Source organism: Bradyrhizobium sp. USDA3010 (assembly GCF_056429065.1).
The window spans coordinates 19,842-44,398 of record NZ_JBWJZD010000022.1 but is presented as its reverse complement, the minus strand read 5'-3'; the positions used below and the strand labels follow the sequence as shown (position 1 = coordinate 44,398).

Annotated in this window: 26 protein-coding genes; 11 read left to right on the top strand and 15 right to left on the bottom strand. The window is 65.8% G+C overall.

Annotated features, from left to right (window positions below; genetic code table 11):
- Positions 1-99: 99 nt before the first annotated feature.
- The gene (locus tag AC066Y_RS28020) at positions 100-1,236 is read left to right on the top strand and encodes an alpha-hydroxy acid oxidase (protein ID WP_478276690.1); all 1,137 of its coding nucleotides are present in this window, start codon (positions 100-102) and stop codon (positions 1,234-1,236) included.
- 169 nt (positions 1,237-1,405) lie between these two features.
- Here AC066Y_RS28020 and AC066Y_RS28015 read toward each other — a convergent pair whose 3' ends face one another.
- The 6 genes from AC066Y_RS28015 to AC066Y_RS27990 all read right to left on the bottom strand — a co-directional run bounded on the left by AC066Y_RS28015 (position 1,406) and on the right by AC066Y_RS27990 (position 7,706).
- On the bottom strand, positions 1,406-2,017 hold the full coding sequence (locus tag AC066Y_RS28015) for a single stranded DNA-binding domain-containing protein (protein ID WP_478276689.1): 612 nt from the start codon (positions 2,015-2,017) through the stop codon (positions 1,406-1,408).
- Positions 2,018-2,264: 247 nt separating this feature from the next.
- A complete protein-coding gene (locus tag AC066Y_RS28010) occupies positions 2,265-2,891 on the bottom strand; it encodes a hypothetical protein (protein WP_478276688.1) in 627 nt (208 codons plus the stop codon).
- 67 nt (positions 2,892-2,958) lie between these two features.
- The gene (locus tag AC066Y_RS28005) at positions 2,959-3,825 is read right to left on the bottom strand and encodes a shikimate dehydrogenase (RefSeq protein ID WP_478276687.1); all 867 of its coding nucleotides are present in this window, start codon (positions 3,823-3,825) and stop codon (positions 2,959-2,961) included.
- A 31-nt stretch (positions 3,826-3,856) separates the two neighbouring features.
- Positions 3,857-4,486: a YoaK family protein gene (locus AC066Y_RS28000; protein ID WP_478276686.1), complete on the bottom strand. Its 630-nt coding sequence runs from the start codon at positions 4,484-4,486 to the stop codon at positions 3,857-3,859.
- Positions 4,487-4,581: 95 nt separating this feature from the next.
- Positions 4,582-6,630: an elongation factor G gene (locus tag AC066Y_RS27995; RefSeq protein WP_478276685.1), complete on the bottom strand. Its 2,049-nt coding sequence runs from the start codon at positions 6,628-6,630 to the stop codon at positions 4,582-4,584.
- Positions 6,631-6,800: 170 nt separating this feature from the next.
- On the bottom strand, positions 6,801-7,706 hold the full coding sequence (locus AC066Y_RS27990; RefSeq protein ID WP_478276684.1) for a LysR substrate-binding domain-containing protein: 906 nt from the start codon (positions 7,704-7,706) through the stop codon (positions 6,801-6,803).
- A gap of 123 nt (positions 7,707-7,829) precedes the next feature.
- On the opposite strand from AC066Y_RS27990, the gene AC066Y_RS27985 reads away from it, so the two are divergent.
- The gene (locus AC066Y_RS27985) at positions 7,830-8,768 is read left to right on the top strand and encodes an alpha/beta fold hydrolase (RefSeq protein ID WP_478276683.1); all 939 of its coding nucleotides are present in this window, start codon (positions 7,830-7,832) and stop codon (positions 8,766-8,768) included.
- Between the two features lie 74 nt (positions 8,769-8,842).
- On the opposite strand, the gene AC066Y_RS27980 is transcribed toward AC066Y_RS27985, so the two are convergent.
- The 3 genes from AC066Y_RS27980 to AC066Y_RS27970 form a co-directional block, all read right to left on the bottom strand.
- Complete coding sequence (locus AC066Y_RS27980) at positions 8,843-9,325, bottom strand: DUF992 domain-containing protein (protein ID WP_478276682.1); 483 nt, start codon at positions 9,323-9,325, stop codon at positions 8,843-8,845.
- A gap of 262 nt (positions 9,326-9,587) precedes the next feature.
- Positions 9,588-10,112 (bottom strand): DUF992 domain-containing protein, encoded by a 525-nt coding sequence (locus AC066Y_RS27975; RefSeq protein WP_212316213.1) that lies wholly within the window; start codon positions 10,110-10,112, stop codon positions 9,588-9,590.
- 256 nt (positions 10,113-10,368) lie between these two features.
- On the bottom strand, positions 10,369-11,571 hold the full coding sequence (locus AC066Y_RS27970) for a pyridoxal phosphate-dependent aminotransferase (RefSeq protein ID WP_478276681.1): 1,203 nt from the start codon (positions 11,569-11,571) through the stop codon (positions 10,369-10,371).
- A 648-nt stretch (positions 11,572-12,219) separates the two neighbouring features.
- Here AC066Y_RS27970 and AC066Y_RS27965 point away from each other — a divergent pair.
- The 3 genes from AC066Y_RS27965 (at position 12,220) to AC066Y_RS27955 (ending at position 13,445) form a co-directional block, all read left to right on the top strand.
- Positions 12,220-12,873: a glutathione S-transferase family protein gene (locus AC066Y_RS27965; protein WP_092117422.1), complete on the top strand. Its 654-nt coding sequence runs from the start codon at positions 12,220-12,222 to the stop codon at positions 12,871-12,873.
- A 179-nt stretch (positions 12,874-13,052) separates the two neighbouring features.
- Complete coding sequence (locus AC066Y_RS27960) at positions 13,053-13,229, top strand: hypothetical protein (protein ID WP_173640895.1); 177 nt, start codon at positions 13,053-13,055, stop codon at positions 13,227-13,229.
- A gap of 60 nt (positions 13,230-13,289) precedes the next feature.
- The gene (locus AC066Y_RS27955) at positions 13,290-13,445 is read left to right on the top strand and encodes a hypothetical protein (protein ID WP_456718853.1); all 156 of its coding nucleotides are present in this window, start codon (positions 13,290-13,292) and stop codon (positions 13,443-13,445) included.
- 10 nt (positions 13,446-13,455) lie between these two features.
- On the opposite strand, the gene AC066Y_RS27950 is transcribed toward AC066Y_RS27955, so the two are convergent.
- Entirely contained in the window at positions 13,456-13,809 is a 354-nt protein-coding gene (locus tag AC066Y_RS27950) for a DMT family protein (protein WP_478276680.1), read from the bottom strand.
- A gap of 211 nt (positions 13,810-14,020) precedes the next feature.
- Here AC066Y_RS27950 and AC066Y_RS27945 point away from each other — a divergent pair, with 211 nt between their 5' ends.
- From AC066Y_RS27945 to AC066Y_RS27935, 3 genes are all read left to right on the top strand, one after another.
- Entirely contained in the window at positions 14,021-14,836 is an 816-nt protein-coding gene (locus AC066Y_RS27945; RefSeq protein WP_478276679.1) for a PAS-domain containing protein, read from the top strand.
- A 156-nt stretch (positions 14,837-14,992) separates the two neighbouring features.
- Positions 14,993-15,454 (top strand): GNAT family N-acetyltransferase, encoded by a 462-nt coding sequence (locus AC066Y_RS27940; RefSeq protein WP_092117429.1) that lies wholly within the window; start codon positions 14,993-14,995, stop codon positions 15,452-15,454.
- 275 nt (positions 15,455-15,729) lie between these two features.
- Positions 15,730-16,668: an aldo/keto reductase gene (locus AC066Y_RS27935; RefSeq protein WP_478276678.1), complete on the top strand. Its 939-nt coding sequence runs from the start codon at positions 15,730-15,732 to the stop codon at positions 16,666-16,668.
- A gap of 160 nt (positions 16,669-16,828) precedes the next feature.
- Here AC066Y_RS27935 and AC066Y_RS27930 read toward each other — a convergent pair whose 3' ends face one another.
- Together AC066Y_RS27930 and AC066Y_RS27925 are read right to left on the bottom strand one after the other, a co-directional pair.
- The gene (locus AC066Y_RS27930; RefSeq protein ID WP_478276677.1) at positions 16,829-18,064 is read right to left on the bottom strand and encodes a DUF1501 domain-containing protein; all 1,236 of its coding nucleotides are present in this window, start codon (positions 18,062-18,064) and stop codon (positions 16,829-16,831) included.
- A complete protein-coding gene (locus AC066Y_RS27925) occupies positions 18,061-19,632 on the bottom strand; it encodes a DUF1800 domain-containing protein (protein ID WP_478276676.1) in 1,572 nt (523 codons plus the stop codon). The genes AC066Y_RS27930 and AC066Y_RS27925 overlap by 4 nt, the downstream gene beginning before the upstream one ends.
- 103 nt (positions 19,633-19,735) lie before the next feature.
- On the opposite strand from AC066Y_RS27925, the gene AC066Y_RS27920 reads away from it, so the two are divergent.
- A complete protein-coding gene (locus tag AC066Y_RS27920) occupies positions 19,736-19,951 on the top strand; it encodes a cysteine-rich CWC family protein (RefSeq protein ID WP_478276675.1) in 216 nt (71 codons plus the stop codon).
- Positions 19,948-20,622 (top strand): HAD family hydrolase, encoded by a 675-nt coding sequence (locus tag AC066Y_RS27915; RefSeq protein ID WP_478276674.1) that lies wholly within the window; start codon positions 19,948-19,950, stop codon positions 20,620-20,622. The genes AC066Y_RS27920 and AC066Y_RS27915 overlap by 4 nt, the downstream gene beginning before the upstream one ends.
- Positions 20,623-20,737: 115 nt before the next feature.
- Here the strand turns inward: AC066Y_RS27915 and AC066Y_RS27910 are convergent, their stop codons facing one another.
- Complete coding sequence (locus AC066Y_RS27910; protein WP_478276673.1) at positions 20,738-21,910, bottom strand: peptidase M15; 1,173 nt, start codon at positions 21,908-21,910, stop codon at positions 20,738-20,740.
- Positions 21,911-22,053: 143 nt separating this feature from the next.
- Positions 22,054-22,650, bottom strand: a complete 597-nt coding sequence (locus AC066Y_RS27905) for a TetR/AcrR family transcriptional regulator (RefSeq protein WP_478276672.1) — start codon at positions 22,648-22,650, stop codon at positions 22,054-22,056.
- A gap of 88 nt (positions 22,651-22,738) precedes the next feature.
- On the opposite strand from AC066Y_RS27905, the gene AC066Y_RS27900 reads away from it, so the two are divergent.
- Positions 22,739-23,530 (top strand): crotonase/enoyl-CoA hydratase family protein, encoded by a 792-nt coding sequence (locus AC066Y_RS27900; RefSeq protein ID WP_478276671.1) that lies wholly within the window; start codon positions 22,739-22,741, stop codon positions 23,528-23,530.
- A gap of 121 nt (positions 23,531-23,651) precedes the next feature.
- Here AC066Y_RS27900 and AC066Y_RS27895 read toward each other — a convergent pair whose 3' ends face one another.
- Positions 23,652-24,359 (bottom strand): glutathione S-transferase N-terminal domain-containing protein, encoded by a 708-nt coding sequence (locus AC066Y_RS27895; RefSeq protein ID WP_478276670.1) that lies wholly within the window; start codon positions 24,357-24,359, stop codon positions 23,652-23,654.
- Between the last annotated feature and the right edge of the window lie 198 nt (positions 24,360-24,557).

Sequence of the window (24,557 nt, the reverse complement as noted above, 5' to 3'; positions counted from 1 at the left end):
TTTGGCGGGCCATCCAACCATGCTAGATGACGGCAAGACCGAACACCCGCAAGACGTCTGCATCGAACTTGCGACCAAGAAGAAGGGCCGGGAACGTCCATGAAGCACATTACCTGCATCGAAGACCTGCGTCAGCTGCACAAGCGCAGGGTGCCGAAGGCGTTTTTCGATTATGCGGACCGCGGCTCCTACACCGAGGACACACTGCGCGCCAACACCGAGGACCTGCAGCAGATCAAGTTCCGCCAGCGCATCCTGGTCGATGTGTCCAAGCGCAGCCTGGCGACCACGATCCTCGGCGAGCCCTCGGCGATGCCGCTGATCCTGGCGCCGGTCGGCCTGCTCGGCATGCAGCATGGCGACGGCGAGATCTATGCCTGCCGCGCGGCGCAAGCGGCCGGCATCCCGTTCACCCAGAGCACGATGTCGATCTGCTCGATCGAGGACATCGCGGCCGCCGTCGACAAGCCGTTCTGGTTCCAGCTCTACGTCATGAAGGACCGCGGCTTCATCAAGTCGCTGATCGAGCGTGCGATCGCGGCGAAATGCTCGGCGCTGGTGTTGACCGTCGACCTGCAGGTGATCGGCCAGCGCCACCAGGACATCAAGAACGGCATGACGGTGCCGCCGGAGTGGTCGCTGTCGAAGCTCTTGGATTTCGCGAGCAAGCCGTCATGGGTCGCCGGCGTGCTGCGCGGCAAGCGCCGCAGCTTCGGCAACATCGTCGGTCACGTCAAAGGCACCGAGGATCTGACCAAGCTGTCGGAATGGACCGCCTCGCAGTTCGATACCACGCTGAATTGGAAGGACATCGACTGGATCCGCAGCATCTGGCCGGGCAAGCTGATCCTTAAAGGGATTCTCGATGTCGAGGACGCCGAGCTCGCCGCCAAGACCGGCGCGCAGGCGATCGTGGTGTCCAACCATGGCGGCCGCCAGCTCGACGGCGCGCCGTCCTCGATCGAGGTGCTGCCGGAGATCGTCGACGAGGTCGGCTCGAAGCTCGAGATCATGTTCGACGGCGGCATCCGCACCGGCATGGACATCATGCGCGCGCTCGCACTCGGCGCGAAGTCCTGCATGATCGGCCGCGCCTATGCCTACGGCCTCGGTGCCGGCGGCCAGGAGGGCGTCGCCAAGGCGCTCGACATCCTCGGCAAGGAGCTCACCACCACGATGGGGCTGTGCGGCGTCAATACCATCGCCGAGATCGACGACAAGGTCCTGGCGGTTTAGCGCGGCTACACACTCCCCGTCGTCCCGGGCAAGCGAAGCGCGACCCGGGATCCATAACCACAGCCGTGCAAGATTTGGCACGGCTATGGCCACAACACTGTTCAACAATGATGATCGGTGGTTATGGGTCCCGGCTTTCGCCGGGACGACGTGTTGAAAGAGCTTCGCGTCACATCGGCGGTGCGATGCCGTCGCGGCCGACATTGACGCGGTTGGCTTCCAGCGTGCCGTCGTCCTTCTTCACCGCGCCGAAGATGATGATCTTGGCGCCCGGCTTCAGCTCCGACTTGTCGCCGGAAACGAAGGTGACGACCGGGGTTCCCGGCGGCACCACCACCTTCTTCTCACCGTCCTTGTATTTCACCGTGATGTTCTGGCCGTCGGTGCCCTCCACCGTCTCGGCGACGGTGGCGTTGGTCATGGTCGTCGAGTTGGCACGCAGGTCCCAGGGACGAAAACCTTCGGCGGCGCCGCGCTGGTTTTCCGGGAAGATGTGAACCGCGATCGCCTTCTGCGTTCCGTCAGGCTCGGGCATCGCGGTGACGCCGATATAGGAACCGGCCTTGATCTCCGACAGATCGGTCTTGGCGACGCCGAACACCGCGACGTTATCGGTGGTGCGCACCTTCATGTCGTCGCCATCGCGCGACTTGATCGACAGCATCGCGCCATCGACGGCCTCGATGGTGCCGCGGATGCGCACCGTCGGCGGTTGTTGCGCCGATGCGGCTGAGGTGAAGGCAGCGAGAAGCAATGCGGCGAACAGGGTCGATTTCGGCATGGTGTCCCTCATGGGTTTGGCTGGCGAATCAGGGAACACCGGGGAGTTGCAGGTATTCCGTGCGGCTACCTCCCCTTCGCAGGAGAGGAGACTCGCATGGCAACTACGGACCGGATGAGGGTGCTGTTACTGCGATAACGAAACTGTCATCCCGTAGCCCGGATGGAGCGGAGCGCAATCCGGGACTTTCTCAAGGTCGGCACCGTCCTTGATTTCGTTTCGCTTCATCCGAGCTACGAACCACGCGTCACATCGGCGGCGTGAGGCCGTCGCGGCCGACGCTGACGCGGTCGGTTTCGAGCGAGCCGTCGGGCAGCTTCTTCAAGAAGGCGATGACCTTGGCGCCGGCCGTCAGATCCGCCTTGTCGCCGGGAACATAGGTCACGACAGGCGTGTCAGGCGTGACCTGCACCTTCTTCTCGCCGTCCTTGTACTTGACCAGCAATGTATGACCATCATTGCCGACGACGGATTCCGCGACGGTGGCGTTGGTCATGCTGCTGTTCGGCTTCAGATCATACGGCCGCGAACCCTCGCCGGTGCCGCGCATGTTCTCGGGGAAGACATGCACCTCGACCGCCTTCGGCACGCCATCGGGCCCGGGCACCGTGGTCGTACCAATGAAGGAACCGACCTTGATGTCGGACAGGCCGATCCTGGTGAGGCCAAGCACCACCATGTTGCCCGCCATGTGCAGCTTGACGTCCTCGCCGCTGCGCGACTTCACCGCCAGCGTATCGCCATCGACGCTCTCGACGATTCCACGCACCCGCGTCGGCGTCGGCGGCTGCTGGGCAAGCGCGTAGAGCGTGGATGCCGTCACCATCGCGAGCGCAATGAACGGACGAGTGAAGTGGGAACGGCTGGCAGGCATGGTGATCTCCGGGAGGGAACGCGGGGGACTAACACGAGACACCGCTCCGGAGACGCTATTCCAGGCCTCAAGTCTTTGTGAGATCGGCTTCGACAAGCGCACGCAGCTCCGGCGTGACGTGCGGGCGCTGGCCGAACCACAGCTCGAAACCGCGCACGGCCTGATGCAGCAGCATGCCGAGCCCGTCGGCGGTCTTCAACCCCCGCGCCGCTGCCGCGGCAAGCAACGGCGTCACCAGCGGCACATAGACAAGATCGGAAACAACCGCGCCCTGCGGCAACAACCCGACATCGATCTCGAGCGCGGGCTGGCCATGCATGCCGAGCGACGTCGTGTTCACGAGCAGGCCCGCGCGCGGCAGCAGCTCACCGACCGTGTCCCACGTCGCAGGATGAACACGCGCGCCGAACTGCTCTGCGAGCGCGCGGGCGCGGTCGATGGTGCGGTTGACCAGATGCACGCGCGCAATCCCGCGCTCGATCAGGCCGAACACCACGGCACGCGCCGCGCCGCCGGCGCCGAGCACCAGCGCGTCCTCCGTCTTGTCCCAGCCGGGCGCGCAGGCGTCGAGATTGTTGATGAAGCCTTCGACATCGGTGTTGGTCGAGCGCAACTCACCATCGGCGAACCACAGCGTGTTGGCGGCGCCGACGGCGCGGGCGCGCTCATCCGGTGCGGACAGCGCCAGCGCGTGCTCCTTGTGCGGACGGGTGATGTTGGCGCCGACGAAGCCGCGCAACGACAAGCGGAACAGGAAATCCTTGAAATCCTCCGGCGGCACGGCCTCGATCACATAGCCGCCCTCGATGCCAAGCGTGCGCAGCCAGTAATGATGGATCAGCGGCGAGCGGGAATGCGCCGCCGGCCAGCCGATCAGGCACGCGGCGCGGGTTTTGGCTTGAAGGTTGCCTTGGGTATTGCCTTGGGATGTCATGGCCGTGACATCGGCCAAGGCAGGCGCGCTGTCAATCCGTCCGCTTCGCGGTTGCGGCAACCAGCGCGCTGAGCCCGAAGGCGGTGGCCGCGCCAAACCAGATCGCGGCGAGGTTGATCCAGCGGTAGGCGAGTGCGCCGGCGACCATAGCCGCCCATAGCAGCAAATTGGGCAGCCAGGCCCAGCCTGCGCCGCCGGTCAGCGCGGCGGCGATCAGCTGCCCCGCCTTCACCAGCGCGCCCGTGACATAGGTCAGGCCAAGCCCGGCCCCGCCTTCGAGCTGGAACACGGCGTTCTCGAGCCCCATCGCCAGCACGATGGCGGCGACCGCCGTGTTCGGCAGGCCATACGCATAAGCCAACGCCGCCGCCATCAGCAGCAGCGCCTCGACCAGCAGGATCAGCGGCTGGCGATACGCGAAGCGGCCGAGCACGATGAGGCTGCCGGCCGCGGCGCCGGCGACGAACAACACGATCAGTTCCAGCGCATCCAGAGCGTGCTGCCAATGGCCCTCGGCCAGCGTCACGCCGAGCCGCGTCGAGTTGCCGCTCATGAAGGAGACGAACAACCCGCCGAGATGCAGATAGCCTATGCCGTCGACATAGCCGGCCAGCGCGCTGAGCGCGCAGGCCAGCGCCAGGTTGCGGCGGGATTCAAGCATGATGTCGTTGCGCCCCCATCAGGGACGCAAGCTAGCGGCCTCCGGCCATCCTGCCAACGATCACGCCCGCGCGGGGCGTGATCGGAGCGGCAGTCTCACGCCGCGTCGCGATGCGCGGCGATGATCTGGTCGGCGGCGCGGCCGGTCACTTCGGCCATGCGGTCGAACTGGCGGGTGAAGGTGCCGGCGCCGGCGGTGGCGGAGCGCAACTCGACGATGAGGTCGCCGATCTCGGATTCCGGCATCGTGGCACGGACGCAGTCCCAGCCGCTCCAGCCCTCGCGGGTGTCGAAGCCGAGGATCTGGCCGCGGCGCGCCGACAGGATCGCGTTGATCTTGGCGGTCGCATCGGTCGGACAGACGATCTCGACCATGTGGATCGGCTCCAGCAGCACCGGCTGGCACTGTGGCAGCGCCTCGCTGACACCGACCCGCGCCGCGGTGCGGAACGCAAGGTCGGAGGAGTCGACGCTGTGATAGGAGCCGTCGGTCAGCGTGACGTCGACGTCGATCACGGGGAAGCCGAGCGGGCCGCGCGCGAGCGCGTCGACCACCCCCTCCTCCACCGCGCCGATATAGTTGCGCGGCACCGCGCCGCCGACCACCTTCTCGTGGAATTCGAATCCAGAGCCGCGCGGCTTCGGCTTGATGTCGAGCACGACGTCGCCGAACTGGCCGTGGCCGCCGGACTGCTTCTTGTGCCGGCCGCGCTGGGTGACCGCCTTGCGGATGGTCTCCTGATAGCCGATCGCCGGCGGATGCGATTTGACGTTGACGCCGTAGCGGTCCTTCAGCCGCTCCTGCGCGACGCGCAGATGCATCTCACCCTGCCCCCACAGCACGGTGTCGTGGGTGCGCGGGTTCTGGATCATCGTCAGCGAGGGATCCTCCTCGTTCAACCGCAGCAGCGCCTGGCCGAGCTTGACGTCGTCTTTGCGGTCGGTCGCGGCGATCGAGATCGACAGCACCGGCGCCACCGGCTCGATCTTGACCAGCGAGGCCGGGGCGGTCTTGCCGCTCGAGACCGTATCGCCGGTCTTGATCGCATCGAGCTTGCCGAGCGCGACCGCGTCGCCGGCCTCCGCCGAGGGCCGCTTGCTGTCATGCGTGCCCGAGACCGCGAGGATGCCGGAAACCCGCCCGCTCTCGCCGCTTGAGGATTGCAGCGTCGCGCCGTCGTCAAGCCGGCCTGCGAGCACGCGCGCCAGCGACAGCTTGCCGCCGTGCTGCAGATGCACGGTCTTGAACACATAGGCCAGCGCATCCTTCTGGTCCTTGACGCCGAGCCGGCTGGCGGTCTCAGTGACGCCGGGCGCCTCGTGACGCAACGCCTTCAGCAGGCGGAGCACGCCATTCTCGCGGCTCGCCGCACCAAGCAGCACCGGACAGATCAGCCCTTCGCGCAGTTCGCGCGCGAGATCGTCGAACACGGCATCGCGCGGCGGCTGGATATCCTCCAGCAACTGCTCCATCAGCGCATCGTCGTGATCGGCGAGCTTCTCCAGCATCGAGAAGCGCGCTTCCTTCTCGCGATCGAGATTGCCGCCTTCCAGCGCCATCACCTCCGACGGCTTGTGCTCGCGATAGACGAAGGCGCGCTCCAGCGCGAGATCGACAAAGCCCTCGATCAGATCGCCGTTCCAGATCGGGATCTGGCGCAGCACCAGCGGCACGCGCGAGGCCGGCTGCAGCGTCGCAAGCGTCTCGCGGACGCGCTTGTTGGCACGGTCGATCTTGTTCAGGAACAGGAAACGGGGAATCCCGAGCTCCTCGAGCTCACGCAGGATGATCTGCAGCTGCGGCAACTTCTTCTCGTCAGCCTCGCAGACCACGACCGCGGCATCGACTGCCGGCAACGCGGCACGCATGTCGTGCGCGAACTCGATCGAGCCGGGGCAATCGATAAAGGTGTAGCTGTCCCCCATGAAGGTGGTGGCGGCGGCGGTCAGGCTTACGCCCATCTTGTGTTGGCGCGCCTCGGGGTTGGCATCGCCGACGGAGGTTCCGGCATCGACGCTGCCGGCTGCCTTGATGGCGCCCGTACGCGCCAGAATCGCTTCCAGAAGTGTGGTTTTACCGCTTTGGAAAGGGCCCATCAGCGCGATGCACCGTGGACCTCGGGGACTTCTGACGTCTTGTCCCATTGCCGCCTCCTCGTGTTGGAGCTCGGCCCATGATTGGGTCGGCGACCGTTTATGGTCTGCCTGCGTTTGGCGTTTGGCAAGCGGGAAAACGTCGCTGCGGTGCGGCGTCGCGGAAGTTTGCGATGGCGGAGCCGCGCGCCGCCGTTCGCCGGACGATTGCGTCCGATGCGTCAGTTCCTTGGCGGCGCAATCTCGCGCCAGCGCTGCGCGATGTCGAGCAATCGCTGCACGGCAGGCGACACATCTTCCTCGCGCCACGCAATCGTGAGCGGAGCCGTCACAACAGGCGCGGCAAGCCGAACATACACCACGCCGCGACCGGTTTGCGCGCGCGCCGCGGCTTCCGGTACGAGCGACACGCCGATACCGGCGGCGATCAGGCCGATCGCGGTTTGCAGATGCAGAACTTCCTGCGCGAGCCGCGGCGTGAAGCCGGCGGCCTGGCAGGCAGCGGCGATCAGGCCGGTGACCGAAGGCTCCGGCTGCGCGGGATACAGCACGAAGGCATCGTCGGACAGTTCGGCGAGCGCAATGTCGCCTCGCGCCGCGAGGGGATGCGCGCGCGGCAGCGCCGCGACATAGGGCTCATCGAGGATCAGGCGCTGCGCAAGCCCTGCTTCGGGCAACAGCGCCGGGCGCGCGAAGCCGACGTCGATCCGGCGCCGCCGCAATGCCTCGGCAATCTCGGCCGCCAGCATCTCGTCGAGCACGAGCTCGACATCGGGACAGGCGTCGCGATAGGCGCCGATGATATCGGGCAGGCCGGCAAACATCGCGGAGCCGACGAATCCGATCGCGAGCCTGCCGGCCTGGCCGCGGCCGACGCGCCGCGTGTCGGCAACCGCGCTCTCGAAACTTGCGAGCAGCACGCGTGCGCGCGCCAGAAACAGCTCGCCGGCCTCGGTAAGCCTGATTGGACGGCTATTCCGCTGCAGCAGCGTCACGCCGAGCTCGTCCTCGAGCTGGCGGATCTGCTGGCTCAGCGGCGGTTGTGCGATATGCAGCCGCTCGGCCGCGCGGGTGAAGTTCAATTCCTCGCCGAGCGCCACGAAATATCTGAGGTGTCGCAATTCCATGCCGGCGATATAGCACGGCGGCCGGCGCCGGCAGCCATACGCAATAGCTCTGCTAGCGTATCGAACGAGTATTGGACCGGACGCGCGAACGCGGACAGCCTGCGGCAACCACAGGAGGTCACCATGACGGCACTGGAAAAAGCTTTCGCGGATGCAGCCGCGGCCGGCATCACGCAACAGAAGATCGACGTCGGCGGCCTGTCCGTCAACGTCGCGCGTTTCGGCAAGGGCCCGGCGCTGCTCCTGCTCCATGGCTGGCCGGAGTTCTGGCTGGTGTGGCGCCCGCTGATGCTGCGGCTCGGCGACAGTTTCGAGCTGATCGCGCCGGACCTGCGCGGCTGCGGCGACACCGGCAAGGCGACGCCAGAGCCCGATGCATCCGCCACCGCCGATCGGCATGCGCAGGATATGTTCGCCGTCATGGACGCGCTCGGTCACGACAGCTTCGGCGTGATCGGCGGCGATCTCGGCGCCTATGTCATGCAGGCGATGTCGCATCGTCAGCCGCGGCGGCTGACCGGCACGCTCTATCTCTCCACGCCCTATCCGGGCCTCGGCCACCGCTACGGCGAGCCCGGCCACCTGATCGAGGTCTGGTATCAATACTTCCAGCAGCTGCCATGGGCCGCGCAACTGGTCGGAAGCTCGCGCGAGTCATGCCGGCTCTACTTCCGCCATTTCCTCAACCATTGGTCGGGCGACGATCCCGCCGTGTTCGGCGACCTGCTCGAAGCCTATGTCGATAACTTCATGAAGCCGGGCAACATCCAGGGTGGCTTCGACTGGTATCTCTCGTCCGCGCCCAATCGCCGGCTCTGGCTGGAAGGCAGACTGCCGGCGCCGCCGCGCATCGAAGTCCCCTCGCGTTTTCTCTGGGGCCGCCGTGATCCGCTGATCGCGCCGGAATGGTCGGACAGGCTGGGGGACTACTGGAGCGAACCCTCGATCCGGTTCGTCGAGACCGGGCATTATGTTCACGCTGAGGCGCCCGGGATCGTTGCCGAAGAAGCCCGCGGCTTCTTCGGCAGATTGCAGAACGCTGCGCGCGGCGTTAGGGCATGATCCGGAAAAGTGCGCAGCGGTTTTCCCTCGCGACAAACGCGAAGCGTTTGCGCGGAGATCATGCCCAGACGGCGTTACCGCCCCGGACGCAGCTCCAGGCTCTCGAGGCCGGCGGCGATGTTCACGCCGACTTGGCCCTGCACGCTGAGCGGCTGCAGGGCGATCGTGTTGTCGGAGCCGCCGACCAGCACATTGCCGCCGACGCCGACGCCGAGCGTCGCGCTGCCCTGCGCGCCGGCGTAATTGCCGGAGAGCGCACCCGGCCCGAGCCGCTCCACCGGGGCATAGACGCCCCAGGCCAGCGCCGATTCCTGGGTAAGGCCGAGATCGATGCCGACCTTTTGGATGGTCGCGATGTAGCGGTCCTCAGGCAGGCCGTTGGCGCGCAGCACGCAACCGAGATGGGTCACGGAGCCGACGATGAAGCCGACGCTCGCGCCACCGCGGCATTCCAGGACGCCGACCTGAACGCGCTGACTCGGCTGTTGGGCGTCGGCGCCAACAATTGCGGTCAGCGTGGCGATGGCGGCACCGGCAAGGAGAGTGAAGCGACGCATGAGGGGGGAGTCTCCGGCTGAGGGGCATGACGCGAGCAGAGAGCAGAACGGCGCCGTGTCCGTGGCGCCTTTCGCATCCTATGCCACAACATCGATTGTGCAGCCAGAATTTGCGGTGCTCGGCCACCGATTGTTAGGAGATGTTGCGGCGCTGCTATCTTCCTCCGGGCCTGCCGGCTTGGTCGAGCAACGGACAGCAAACAGCAGACAACAAAAAAAGAGGCCCGCTTTCGCGGGCCTCTCTGACCGAACACCGACCGGCTTAGTGGTGGTGATGATGACGGTGGTGACGATGATGCCGGCGAGGACCAGCGGTGCGGACCGGCTCGAGATCGATCCCGGCGATGCCGGCCGCAACGTTGAGCCCGGTCTGGCCCTGCACGCTGATCGGCTGCAGCGCATAGGCGTTGTTCGGGCCGCCGAACAGGAAGTTACCGCCAGCACCGAGGCCGACCGACGCGTTGACGCCGACGCCGCCGTAGCTGCCGGCAAGCGCACCGCGCGGAAGCTGCGTGGTCGGCGCGCTGACGGCCCAGGCGAGCTGGGTCGTCGCGGTGACGCCGAGGTCGACGCCGATCCGCTTCACGGTCGCAACATAAGGCTCAGGACGGCGGCCGCCGCTCTGGAACACGCACTCGAGGCGGGCAACAGAGCCGACGACGAAGCCGACGTTCTCGCCGCCCTGGCATTGCAGAACCCCGGCCTGAACCTGCTGAGGTGCCGCGTTGGCGGTGGCGAACGGCGCCAGCAACGCAAGCGCTGCAAGGGTGAGAGTCGAAAGTCGCATTATCTGTCTCCGCAAGGTGAACTGAACTGAATTTGTGCGGCGGACAGAATGCAAGGGTCGTGTCCAAAACAAGGCAGTTCGCAAAGAGGCCGTAAAAACTTCCCGCGTGTGGCATCGAAGTTCGCGCACACGCGCGTGACATGAGCAGGTTGTGAGTTGACTCTGCGATTTTACCGGCACGCGACGTCACTGCACAAACAGAAACGCTCCCGCACCAGGTGCGGGAGCGTTTCTTGGTTTCTTAGTTCAGAACCGATTACCGCAGATTACCGCAGAAGCGCTGGATGCGCTTGCAGGCATCCTCGAGATCCGAGGTCTTGGTGGCGTAGGAGATGCGGAACGCCGGTCCGAGGCCGAACGCCGACCCTTGCACGACGGCGACGCCTTCGCTCTCGAGCAGCTCGGTGACGAACGCTTCGTCGTTGTCGATCACCTTGCCCGAGGGCGCCGTCTTGCCGATCGTGCCGGCGCAGGACGGATAGACGTAGAACGCGCCTTCCGGCCGCGGGCACTCGATGCCGTTCGCCTGGTTGAGCATCGACACCACGAGGTCGCGGCGCTCCTTGAACACCTTGTTGTTCGCAGCGATGAAATCCTGCGGACCGTTGAGCGCCTCGACCGACGCCCACTGCGCAATCGACGACGGGTTCGAGGTCGACTGCGACTGGATCGTCGCCATCGCCTTGATCAGCTGCGCCGGGCCGCCGGCATAGCCGATGCGCCAGCCGGTCATGCAGTAGGCCTTCGACACGCCGTTCACGGTCAGCGTGCGCTCGTAGAGGCTCGGCTCGACCTGCGCCGCGGTGGTGAAGACGAAGTCGTCATAGACGAGGTGCTCGTACATGTCGTCGGTCATCACCCAGACATGCGGATGCCTGACCAGCACGTCGGTGATCGCCTTGAGCTCGCTCCTGGTATAGGCCGAGCCGGTCGGGTTCGACGGCGAGCACAGGATCACCCACTTGGTCTTCGGCGTGATCGCCTTCTCGAGATCTTCCGGGCGCAGCTTGAAGCCGGTCGAGGCCGGGCAAACCACCGGCACCGACTCGCCGCCGGCGAGCGCGACCATCTCGGGATAGCTGACCCAATACGGCGCCGGGATGATCACCTCGTCGCCCGGATTGATGGTCGCCATCAGCGCATTGTAGAGCACCTGCTTGCCGCCGGTGCCGACGATGATCTGGTTCGGCTTGTAGCTCAGGCCGTTCTCGCGCGAGAACTTATTGATGATGGCTTCCTTGAGCTCCGGAATGCCGCCGACATCGGTGTACTTGGTCTTGCCGGCCTCGATCGCGTGGATCGCAGCCAGCTTGATGTTGGCGGGCGTGTCGAAGTCAGGCTCGCCGGCGCCGAGGCCGATGACGTTGCGGCCCGCGGCTTTCAGCGCGCGTGCTTTGTCCGTGACCGCGATCGTCGCGGACGGCTTCACACGGTCGAGCGCAGCGGACAGGAAGGCCATTATCATCTCCTGGCAAACGTCGTGAGCCGTTGGGCCACGACTTGATTTGAATGGGATCGCGGCACCCTAGGCCCGTCGCCGCTGCATCGCAAGAAGCTTGGCGGTTGAGCACGAAAACTTTCCCGCATGGCTCGCAACACGCGCAATATTCCGCAAGTTCCGGCCCCAAATGACTCATATCCGGCAAGCGCCGCCGTGACCGCTCCAGCCTTGCCGGCAAGGCCTGCGGCCGCGTGCGCCGGCGCAGATTGCTCCGAGGACAATTGCGGTGCGGCGCTTGCGGGATGGTGCCGACGGCGGGCGGTCCGTTGCAGCCGCCGGTGGGCACGTCGCGCGATCGGGATGGCGCGTTAACGTTTGTAAATTGCCGCGCGCCGGCCCAAGGTATCGACCACGGTATCGACGGCATCGACCGGCACTGTGCAAAGCGTCGCGCAGCCGTGATCCGAGTTGTTCTGCCGTGTTGATGGAATCGTTCTGCACGCGTGCGGTGCGGTAGACGTTTCGACTTTTTCCACGTTCCAGGGCTTGCGACGCACCCCTGTCGGCATCATTGTTTAGCGGCATTGCGGTGTGACAGGCCGCGCAATTTTCAAGCGTACCGTCTCAGACCAAGTGAACCTGACGCACCGAGTGAACCCCGACGCAATGTACAAGCTCTATTCGATGCAGCGCTCCGGCAACAGCTACAAGGTTCGGCTGGCGCTTGCGGTGCTGAACACGCCATACCAGGCGATCGAGATCGACATCCTGCGCGGCGAGAGCCGCACCCCGGACTTCCTGGCCAAGAATCCGAGCGGCCAGGTGCCGTTGCTCGAGGTCGCCGAAGGCCGCCATCTCGCCGAGTCGAACGCCATCCTCTGGTACGTCGCGATCGGCACGCCGCTGGCGCCGGAGTCGCGGATCGAGCGCGCCGAGGCGCTGCAATGGATGTTCTTCGAGCAGCACGCGCTGGAGCCGAATATCGGCGCCGCCTATTTCTGGTTGTCGCTGGTCAAGGGCGGGCGCGACCTGCAGACGCACGCGCTGGAGGACTGGATGGAGCGCGGCTATGCGGCGCTGCAGGTGATGGAAAATCACCTCAAGGGGCACGCCTTTTTCGCGGCCGAACAATTCACCGTCGCCGACATCGCCCTCTACGGCTACACCCACGTCGCCGACCGCTGCGACTTCGACCTGGCGACCTTCCCGTCGATCCGCGCCTGGCTGAAACGGGTCGAGCAGACCCCCGGATTTGTCTCGATGGATTGGCAGCCTGGTGCCGGGGCCGAGCCTCAGGCCCGCCTTGTGGCAGGCGTTTGAACGACCGCTCTGAATTCCGGGAATATCGTGGAAACTGCCCAAATAACGGGCAAAATCCCCGCCGAGGCCGCATTTTCGCCGTTTTCACCGGACGTCGCCGCCGCAATGTTGCCGGTGACGCTGGGCAGATTTGCTCGGATGTCGCGAGTGATTCGCTCGCGGCCTGAGGGATTTACACCATGAAACGGTGGTCCGGCACGGCAGGCTTCCATGGCCGCCCTGCCCCAGTGGCATCATCCCGTCTGACCAACGCGATCGCCGCGTCGCTCGCGCTTGGCGCGCTGACGCTGTGTCTGGTCGTCGCCGTGACGCTGCTGGCGAGCAACATCAGCATGGCGACATCGATCCCGGCGTAATCCAGCAATTCCTTTTAGCACCTGATCCGCGGCAAGGCGCGGGAGAGACAGCGGCGCGACATGATGAAGACCCCCGTCGGACTTGTGACCGTGACGCTGTCGGCGGCGATCCTGCTTGCAGCATCGCTCCTGATCGTGACCGGCACGCAGGGCGAAGACCGCGCGCACCCGGCACATGTGACGGCGCCTGCCGCCAAGCCGGCGCCGCACCGCTAGCGCGAACGCGCTAGCTCCATTTGTGGAAGATGAAGAACGCGCCGGCGGCGATGAAGGCAAAACCGAGCGCGTGATTCCAGCCCAGCGGCTCCTTCAGATACAACACCGAGAAGCCGGCGAACACGACCAGCGTGATCACCTCCTGCATGGTCTTGAGCTGCGCCGCGCTATAGACCTCGCTGCCCCAGCGATTGGCCGGCACCGCCAGCCAGTATTCGAAGAAGGCGATGCCCCAGCTCACCATGATGACAAGGGGGAGCGAATGATCCTTGAACTTGAGATGGCCGTACCAAGCGAAGGTCATGAAGACGTTCGAGGCAAACAGCATCAGGATCGGCAGCAGCGAAGGCGAAATGGCGGGCATCGATGTCCTCTTGCAAGCAAAGCACGCGGTAACCCGCGGGCCCGGAACCGGGTTCCATGCCGATCTGCATATCATTTGATTTGAAAGCAGCGAAAGCTGGTTCGGCCCGTGCAAGGGCCGCTTAACGGTCGGGGCGGAAATCCCGGCGCTGTTGCGGAGCTGTCGTCAAACTAAAGCTTTATCGTTCGTTTGACAGATAGCGAGAACGCGCATGCGGTTCGATTGGCGTGCCATTTCAGGTCCAGCCCTGACGGCGATCACGGCGCTTGCCGCCTTCCTGATCGACCGTCTCCTTGTCCCCGTCCCCAATCCCGCGCCGCTGTTCGTCTGCATCGTGGCGCTCGCCAGCTCGATCAGCGGCATCAGCTCCGGGCTGATCTCCGCGGCGATCGCGGTGGCCGCCTCGGCGCTGTTCTTCCTCGACCATCGCGCGCTGCCCGGCTATGACGCGGCGGATGTCGCGCGGATGCTGATGCTGGCCGCGACCGCGGCCGGCACCGCTCTGATCACCGGAATGCTGCGGCAGAAATGGATCGACGCCTTTGCCGCGGACCAGCAGCATCACGCCACCTCGGCGCGGCTCGCCGCCGCGCTCGACCAGGTCGACATCGGCATCGTGCTGCTCGACGCCGACACCCGCGCCGAATTCATCAACCGCGCCTTCCGCGAATATTTCGCGCTCTCCGATGCGCAGGCCGACAGCAAGCCGCCCTTCGTCGCGCTGATGTATCATGGCCGCGACACCGGCGCCTACGAATTGCCTGAAGACGAGCTGAGCGCGTTCATCGCCGAACGCATCGCAATGATGCGATCCGGCGATTCCACGCCGATCAACCTCAATCTCGCCGACGGCCAGGTGCTGCGCTTCAGCTGCACGGCGCTGCCGGACGGCGGCCGCATGCTGAGCTATACGCCGGTGACCGACCTCGTGCGGCACACCGACGATCCGGCCGGGGCCGACGAATATCGCGCGCAGCGCGCCGGGCGCGAACGCCATCTGGCGCGGCTGCTGCGCGCCGCCGAATGAGGCGCGACCACGTCGGCAATTGATCCCGCGCGATAGCGACTCCTGTTTGAGCATGATCTTTTCGGAAAACCGCTTCACACTTTTCCGAATCATGCTTTAGAACGTCGCGAGCGATGCGCAGGCATCGTGCAACGCGGAAACATCCAAGGTTCGTTCATGTCCGACGACGTTACCATCCGCTTCGTCACGCGCGACGATTACGCCCAGTGGCTTCCGCTGTGGGACGGCTACAACGCCTTCTATGAACGGTCCGGACCGACCGCGCTCGCGCCCGAGATCACCGCGATGACGTGGCAGCGCTTCTTCGATGCCTACGAGCCGGTGCATGCGCTGGTCGCCGACGCCGGCGGCACGCTGCTCGGGCTGACGCACTATCTGTTTCACCGCTCGACCACGGCGATCGCGCCCACCTGCTATCTGCAGGATCTGTTCACCAGCCAGGCCGCGCGCGGCAAGGGCGTCGGCCGCGCCTTGATCAACGGCGTCTACGCGCAGGCGAAGCTCGTCGGTTCGCCGCGCGTCTACTGGCAGACCCATGAGACCAACCACACCGCGATGCAGCTATATGACAAGGTCGCGGACAAGCCCGGCTTCGTCATCTATCGCAAGATCATCTGAGCGCGCCTGCGCGGCCTGTGGATGGAATGGAGATGTCACCGGCGCGTTACAAAGCCCGGCTAGGCTTCCGCTTGCGTAAGATCAGGCCCCCCGTCTCAGATCTTCGCCCCGAGCGGTCCCCGTCAGTCGCCGCGTCTGACCGGGACCGCTTTTTTTGTGACATTGCCGTCCGTGATAGGTGCCATGCGTGATCGGCGGTAGGGCGGCACCTTGCTGCCCCTCGGCGTGCTTGTCACAATGCACGGCATCCCTCGCCTATCCCACAGGATCGTCTCATGGAAATTCGTAATCTCGGCGGCTCCGGCCTGCGCGTGTCCGCGGTCGGCATCGGCTGCAACAATTTCGGCCAGCGCACCGACCTGGAAACCTCGCGCAAGGTGATCCACAAGGCGATCGATCTCGGCATCACCCTGTTCGACACCGCCGACATCTATGCCGGCATGGGCGGCTCGGAGACCGTGCTCGGCACCGTGCTGGGCGATCGCCGCAAGGACATCGTGCTCGCCACCAAATTCTCCAAGCCGATGGCGACCGACGGCACCAAGCAGGGCGCCTCGCGGCGCTACATCATGTCCGCGGTCGAAGCGAGCCTCACCCGCCTGAAGACCGACTACATCGATCTCTATCAGCAGCACGATTACGATTCCTTGACCCCGATCGACGAGACGCTGCGCGCGCTCGACGATCTCGTGCGCCAGGGCAAGGTGCGCTACATCGGCAACTCCAACTTCCCGGCGTGGCGGATCGCGGAAGCGGAATACGTCGCGCGCGAGCTGAACGTGAACCGCTTCGTGTCCTGCCAGGACGAATACAGCCTCGTGGTGCGCGGCATCGAGAAGGATCTCTTGCCCGCCGCGCAACAATACAATCTCGGCCTGCTGCCGTTCTTCCCGCTCGCGAGCGGTCTTCTGACCGGAAAATACCAGCGCGGCGCTGCCGCGCCAGCCGACACCCGTTTCGCCAAGGCGCCGGCCTTGAAGGACCGCTACGTCACGCCGCGCAACGAGGGCATCGTCGAGCAGCTGCAGGCCTTCGCACAGGAGCGCGGCCACACCATGCTCGAGCTCGCCTTCTCCTGGCTCGCCGCCCGCCCGCAAGTCGCGAGCGTCATCGCCGGCGCGACGCGTCCCGAGCAGATCGAGCAGAACGTGAAAGCAATCGGCTGGAAGCTGAGTGCGGAGGAGATGGCGGAGATCGACAGGATCGCGAAGTAGCACTCGCTGTCGTCCCTGCGAAAGCAGGGACCCATAACCACAGATGTTCGGGGTGATGCTGCACTGGGGCCCCAGCACGTTCCAGCAACTCGCAACAGTGGTTGTGGGTCCCGGCTCGCGTTTCGCTTGGCCGGGACGACACCGAGTTTGTGACGGCCGCTTACACCACCAGCCCCTTCATCGGCTTCACCGGGGCGCTGTCCGGGAACACGGCATCGGCCAGCACGCGCTCGCCGAGGCCGAACTGGTCGTGCAGCACGCCCTTGATCACGGCGCGCAGGTCGGTGGTCGGGGCGAGGTCGCGGGCCTGGTAGAGATTGGCCGGCTTCAGGCCCGGCCAGTCGGTGATCATGCGGCTGCCGTTCACCGCGCCGCCAGCGAGCAGCGCGATGGTGCCGGTGCCGTGGTCGGTGCCCTCGGTGCCGTTGATGCGCGCGGTGCGCCCGAACTCGGTGGCGACCAGGATTACCGTGTCGCGCCAGCGCGCACCTAAGCCGCTCTGGAATTCCGCCAGCGCGCCGTCGAGGCCGCCGAGCAGCTGCGCAAGCCGGCCGACAGGCCCGCCTTCGTTGGCGTGGGTATCCCAGCCGTCGAACGCCAGCGCACCGATCCGCGGCCCGTCATCCGCCGCCATCAATTTGGCGGCGCCGCGCGCCACCAGCCGCATCGCCGCGACGCCGCCACCGCCACCGCCGGGCTGCGGCTTCATCTCGTTGCCCTGCGCCTGCTTCTCGAGCTGCAAGCCTTGGGTCAGCGCGCTCGCCAGCGTCGGATCGCGGTGCTGGTAGAGATCGAGCAGCCGCATTGCGGTGTCGTCGGCGGCCTGCGGCAGTGCAGTCGGCGCCCAGCCGACGGTCGGCGCTGCGCCGCGCAGCACCAGCGGCGTGGTCGGACCGACCGCAAGCGCGCTCGTCACCCGCTCGCCCTTAGGCAATGCTTCGAGCGCGCGGTTGAGCCAGCCGGACTGCACCCGGCCGGGCCCAGGGAAGCCGCTCTCCAGCACATCCTGGCCGTCGAAATGCGAACGGTCGCGATACGAGGTCGCGACCGCATGAACGACCGCGGCCTGCTTGGCGCGATACATCCGCGCGAATTCCGGCATCGCCGGATGCAGGCCGAAGAAGGGATCGAGCATCACCGCCGCGTTCGGACCATCAGCCTTCAGCGCGATCGCGCCGTGCAGGCCGGCATAATCGGGGTCGCCGACCGGCGCCACGGTGGCAAGGCCATCGAGCGCGCCGCGCAGGATAATGGTGACGAAGCGCGGATCGCGGCCATCGGCCGCGCGCGCGAATTTCGGCAGATAGGCCCAGGCGGCAAAGGAGGCGCCGCCAAGCAGCAGCGCGCGCCGCGACGTCGCCTGCTGCATCAGGCTCTCGGAGCAATCCATGGTCATCTCCTCTGGAATTCCGGCGACATCAGCAGCAGCGCCAGCGCCTGCTGCCGCGATTCCGCACGCTCGATGGTGCGCCGCGTCTCGACCGAAGCAGCGTCGGCGGCGATCAACTCGAGCAGGTCGCGCGGGTCGAACCGGTCGGCGAGCTGGGAGCCAAGCTGCGCCGAGATGTCGAGCCTGAGCTTGATGCCCTCGGGCGCGGCCCATGCCGCAGCGGTATCCGGGAAACCGTTCGGCCCCGCCGGCGACCACAACGGCTGGCCGAGCACGTTGAGACCGTTGAGGTAGCGGCCCGGATCCTCCGGATTGCGTGCCAGCAGCCGGCCGGAGGCGAGCAGGAATTCGTAGGGCGAGCGCATCTTTGTGAGTGGCGCCTGCCACGCCTCGCTCGACTGAACGAGCGCGGTGGCCAGCGCCCTGAGATCGCCGTCGGTTCTGGTGAAGGTGTCCTGCAGCTTCGCCACCAGCGCCGGCGGCGGATCGTCGGCCACGAAATGACGGGCGAACTTGGTCGCGATGAATTTCGCGGTCGAGGGATGCCGCGCGATGTCGGACAGCACCGCCTCGCCCTGTGCGACGCCGGCCTGCGCATAGGTCTTGCCCAGCACCTGCTGCGGCCCGGGCTGGTGCGCATTGGCATTGAACACGAAGCTGCCGGGCGCACCGAGCTGGCCCCGGCGGCCGGCAAAGGTCCAGCCGGTGATGACACGCGCCAGCGCGGTCACGTCGTCCTGGGTGTAACCACCGCCGACACCGAGCGTATGCAGCTCCATGATCTCGCGCGCCAGATTCTCGTTGAGGCCGCGGTTGCGATTGATGCCCGCGCGCGACTCAGGGCCGAGCGATTGCTGGTTGTCGAGAAAGAACAGCATCGCCGGATGCTGCTCGACGGCCGTCAGCATATCGCCGAAGCGGCCGAGCACGTGCGGGCGGATCGCCTCGCGCTCGAACGAGCCGGCCCACATCCGCGCCAGCGCGCCCTTGTTGGCCGAGATGCAGAAATGGTTGGACCAGAACACCACGAGCCGCTCGACGAAACCGCAATCGGCGACTACGCCGCGCTGCAGCCGCGCCAGCGCCTCGGCCCGGAAGGTCTTCTGGATGATGTTGAGCGGCTGCGCCGGCGGCTTCGGCGGATTGGCCGATGGCTGCATCGCGGCGGACGGCGTCATCGCCGCATTGGCATTATTGTCGGCGGCCTGTGCCTGCATCGCCGGGTCCTTGCCGGCAATCTCCTTGGCGGCCGTCGACAGCGACAGATTACGCCGCGGTTGCGGCTTCGCGTCCGGCCCCTGCGGCGGCATCTCGCTCGCGCCTTGCTGCGCGGCCTTCGCGGCATTGCGCGCCTGCTGGATCTCGAACTGATAGTCGAACACCTGCTTGCCGAGCTCCGGCGTTGAGAGCAGGCCCGGCACTTCGAGCAGCGCGCCGTTCGGACGCGCCAGTTCCGCCAGCACGAAACCGCGCGGATCGGAGGCCGCGTTGATGAAGTCGCCGGCCGCCCCGCCACGGGCGCCAAATCCAAACCGGTTGAGAGCAATCAGCGCGGCTTGTGAATCACGGGCCATCAGAATTCCCTTAACGGCCTATCCCGGCTATATCTGTTGCCCGGCATCATAGCGCGGCCGGGGATGAACCCGAGATTAATTCGCGCATTAAATCGCGGTTAGAATGGACCTCACGTCACACGATCGTTCCGAACCAGCTGCTCCGCGCCGGCTTGCCTGTACGGCATGCGGCAGCGAATTCTCCTGCTCGCTCACGGGATCGTGCTGGTGTTCCGACGAAAGCTTCCGCCTGCCGATGCCGGCCAATGGCGGCGACTGCCTCTGCCCGGCCTGCCTGCGGAAATTGGCGGAACAGCAAGCCGCGGTAAGCGCCAAGTGAGCGCGCCCTGGACCGTCGATGCCGTCCTGCTCGACATGGACGGCACGCTGCTCGACACCGAGAAGGTCTACTTCGACAGCCTGGTCGCGGCGCTGAATGCGTGCGGCTACACCGACGGCGTCGGCGCGCTGTGCCATTCCATGGTCGGGCTTCCCGGCTCGGTCTGCGAAGCGATGCTGCGCGATCATTACGGCGCAACGTTTCCGCTCGCCGAGGTCAATCGCGCCTTCATCGTCACCCGCGATCGCATGTTTGACGCTGGCCTGCCGCTCAAGCCCGGCACGATCGCACTGCTCGACGGTCTTGCCGTCGCCGACTGCCGGACCGCGATCGTGACCTCGTCATCCCGCCGCACAGCCGAGCGCCATCTCACGCTCTCCGGAATCCGCGACCGCTTCGACACGCTGCTGACGCTCGATGACGTCACCCACGGCAAGCCGGACCCGGAGCTCTATCTCAAGGCCGCCGCGCGGCTCGGCGTGGCACCGGCGGCCTGCATCGCCGTGGAAGACTCCAACCACGGCGTCACCGCCGCCCACGCCGCCGGCGCGATCACGTTGATGGTGCCGGACATGGCACCACCGACCGAAGCAACCCGCGCGAAATGCGCGGCGGTGCTGCCGGACCTCGATGCGGTGCTGGCACTGCTACAGGAGCGCGGCGCGCTTTAGCCGTTCCGAGCACTTCGGGTACCACGCTGGCGGGTTACGCCGGAGCCCTCATCGGACCGTGCTTTTTGCGCAGACCCGGTGGGCTAACCCACCATACGAACCATCGCGAACCCGCTCAGATCGTTCGCACCTTCGATGACTTCGCGGTCTTTGCGCGTTTCACCGCGGCGCGATTGTCGTGCGCTGCGTCGCGGCTGCGTTTCTTCGCGTCCGTCGCCGCGTGCCGCGTTTCGCCACCGCGGTGAGCGGCATATTCCTTGCCATCGATCGGCGCCAGATGAGGCGGGTCAAAATCGAGATAGGGGCGCGCGACGCCAAACTCCTTGCCGTGCGCGTCGACCCATTTCCAGAGCCTTTCCGACGATTTCCAACGGTCGTCGCGAGTCGAGCCGTCGATGCTGACGATGTCGGCCGCGAGCCCATGGCCGTAGCCGCCACGGAAGCTGCCGCCGTGATACGACTTGTTGCTGGCCGCCTTCAGCCCGCTTGCAATCGACTGGCGGTAGTCATCGCGGAAAGCGCTGGTGATGCCGGGCGACAGTCCGGCCTGTTCCGCCGCGAGAAGCGCCCGAAAGAGCTTCAGCTTGAAGCTCCGATCGACGCCCCCCATGACGTAGTCCATCATCGGCATGCCGGCTCTTTCGGCCGCCTTGGTGTCCTTCCAGGCGAAGTCCTCATCGACGAGCCTAGTGAAGGTTCTGGTGACCGTCACCATTTTCTTCTTTCTCTTGACCGTCACCTGCCGCTGCTCCGGCACCTTGATGGTGTCTTCCTTGGGCGTCCTTTGGTAGAGCGCCCACAGATAGCGATCGATGCAGGCATTGACGTCCCAGCACTCGTCGAGGATTTCGACGGAGTCCACCGCCGGCTTGACCACGCGAGGCTCCGGATCCGGCGTGTTCGCTGCCGGCGCCTGCAGCGGTTGGATGTCCGGCGGCAGCGCCGGATCGGTCAACGCGGCCTCGACGACAGGTTCCGTCTCGCGCGCGGTCGGCACAGCATGGGCGGTCGCCACCGCTTCCTGTTCGCTCATGGTCACGGCATGAGAGCCGTCGACGGCAGCATTCGACGTGGCCGTTGCCGGCGATATCGCCGATACGGCATCGGCGACGACAGCGGGTGCGCGGGGCTCATCAACTGGTGCACCGGTGACTGACGCATCGGTGACTGACGCACCGATCTTCTCGATGCCAGCCGAACCGGACGCCGCAAACCACGAGACAATGCAGCCCGACAGAACGACCGTCCCGCCCAACGCCGCCGCCCGCACCCGCCGCGAGTTCATCATCCCAGCCTCCACGGGCTCCTCGGGAGCCAAGATTGCAAGCATGTGACGATGCGGATTGTCTGCTCAGGGCGTGGTCGCGCAATGGCGAATGAAGGTTAACGCCCCATCTTTCCGAATGATGTTGCCCGAATGCAACTCGGGCCCTACCCCCGCTTTCGTCCCGATTTCTTCAGCGCCGTCTCGATCAGCGAGCGCGCGGCTTCGCCCGCCGTCTCCATATAGCTGGCGTCGCGATGCAGCAGCACAACGGCGAATGATCCGTCGAGCAGCAGCAGGATCTGCCGCGCCAGCTTCAGGGAGTCCGCAATCCCCTGCTCCGCGAAGGTCGCGCGCAGCCAGTCCTCGAACTTCTTCTTGTGCGCGGCGCCGATCCGGATTGCGGGATGCCCGGGCATGTTGGCGAGTTCGGCGGAGGTGCGCAGGAAGCCGCAGCCTTTCCACTTCGGATGCCGCGCCGAGCGCGCGAGGTTCTTGAAGATCGCCTCGACCTGCACCGGCAGCCCGCCCTCGGCCTCGGCGAACCATTTGCGGAACAGCGCGAGATTGGGCTGGTCGCGCGCGGCGAGATAGGCGGCGACGAGGTCGTCCTTGCTCTTGAAGTGATAATACAGCGTGCGCTTGGTGAGGCCGGCCTTGGCGGCCACCTCGTCGAGGCTGACGCGGCGGATGCCTTCACTGTAAAACAGCGAATTCGCCGCCTGGACGATGCGCGCGCGGGTGGGTTCGGAGGGCCTGGGCATCCGTCGTATGTATACTCACCAGTGAATATACACAAGTTGCGGGAGCCTCTAGGTTCCGCGCCACGAACACCCATGCCGGAGAGTCACCATGCCCGACCCCATCCTGCTCGCAATCGACGACGGGATCGCCCTGATCGTGCTGAACCGTCCCGCCCAGCTCAACGCGCTGAACTACGCACTGATCGATGCGCTGATGGCGGCGCTCGACCGCATCGAGGGCGACGCCGGCGTGCGCGCCGTGATCCTGACCGGCGCCGGCGAACGCGCCTTCTCGGCGGGCGCCGACATCAAGGAATTTTCGGAAAGCGCCAAGCAGGGCGCCGCGGTCGCGGTGCGCGACTTCGTCCGCCGCGGCCAGGCCATGACAGCGCGGCTCGAAGCGTTCAAGAAGCCGGTCATCGCCGCGGTCAACGGGCTCGCCTTCGGCGGCGGCTGCGAGATCACCGAAGCCGTGCATCTCGCCATTGCCAGCGACCGCGCGCTATTCGCAAAACCCGAGATCAAGCTCGGCATGCCCCCGACCTTCGGCGGCACGCAGCGGTTGCCCCGGCTGGCGGGACGCAAGCGCGCCCTCGAACTGCTGCTGGCCGGCGATCCGTTCCCGCCCGAGCGCGCACGCGAGATCGGGCTGGTCAACCGGATCGTGCCGCACGATCAATTGCTGACCGCCGCACGCGAGTTCGCCAGCCGCATCGTCAGACATTCGCCCGGTGCCGTCGCCGGCACCATCACCGCGGTGACGCGCGGGCTCAACATGCCGATTGCCGAAGGCCTGCTGGTCGAGAGCGAGCAGTTCGCCGCGCTGGTGCCGAGCCGTGATCTCGCCGAGGGGCTCGCGGCGTGGAAGGAGCGGCGGCCGGCGAAGTATGTCGGGGCGTGAGCTCCGCTGGTCCCACACCCGTCATTGCGAGCGAAGCGAAGCAATCCATGTCCTCGCGCGGGGAAACATGGATTGCTTCGTCGCTTCGCTCCTCGCAATGACGGCGAAGGAGACCTTCGCCCTACCGCACCACCGCCGCGGTCTGCCCGAACAGCAGCTTGCGCTCTTCCTCGGTGCGGATCGCGGGCTGGCCGAAATTCGGGTTGACCTCCTTGGCCTTGGCATAGGCGCGCTCGGTCGCGGGGCGCTTGCCGATCGTCTCCAGCCAGCGCTTCAGATGCGGGAAGTCGTCGATCTCCTGGCCCTGGTTCTTGTAAGGCACGACCCAGGGATAGCTCGCCATGTCGGCGATCGAATAGTCGCCGGCGATGAATTCGCGGTCGGCGAGCCGCTTGTTGAGCACGCCGTAGAGCCGGTTGGTCTCGTTGACATAGCGATCGATCGCGTAAGGCAGCTTCTCGACCGCGTAGTTGCGGAAATGATGGTTCTGCCCGGCCATCGGCCCGAGCCCGCCCATCTGCCAGAACGTCCACTGGATCGCGTCATAGCGGCCGTAGAGATCTTCGGCCAGGAATTTTCCGGTCTTCTCGGCGAGGTAGAGCAGGATCGCGCCGGATTCGAACAACGAGATCGGCTTGCCGCCGCCCTTCGGCGCGTGATCGACGATCGCCGGAATACGGTTGTTCGGCGCGACCTGCAGGAAGTCCGGCTTGAACTGATCGCCCTTGCCGATGTTCACCGGGAAGATCTTGTATTCGAGGCCGGTCTCCTCGAGGAACATCGTGATCTTGTGACCGTTCGGCGTGGACCAGTAGTGGAGATCGATCATGGGCGTGATCCTGTTGTCGGACATGTTGCGCGGCGAAAGATGCGTTTGCATGAATTTGAATAATCCGGATGCCAAGTCAATGGCCGGCTCCCATTCGCGCGCAATTGTGATGAGCCGATTGAGCGGGTCCACGATTGGGAATAGGCTCCGCAAATAGTTTTGTTTTGTTTCCATGACGACATTTGCAGCGGGAGGAAT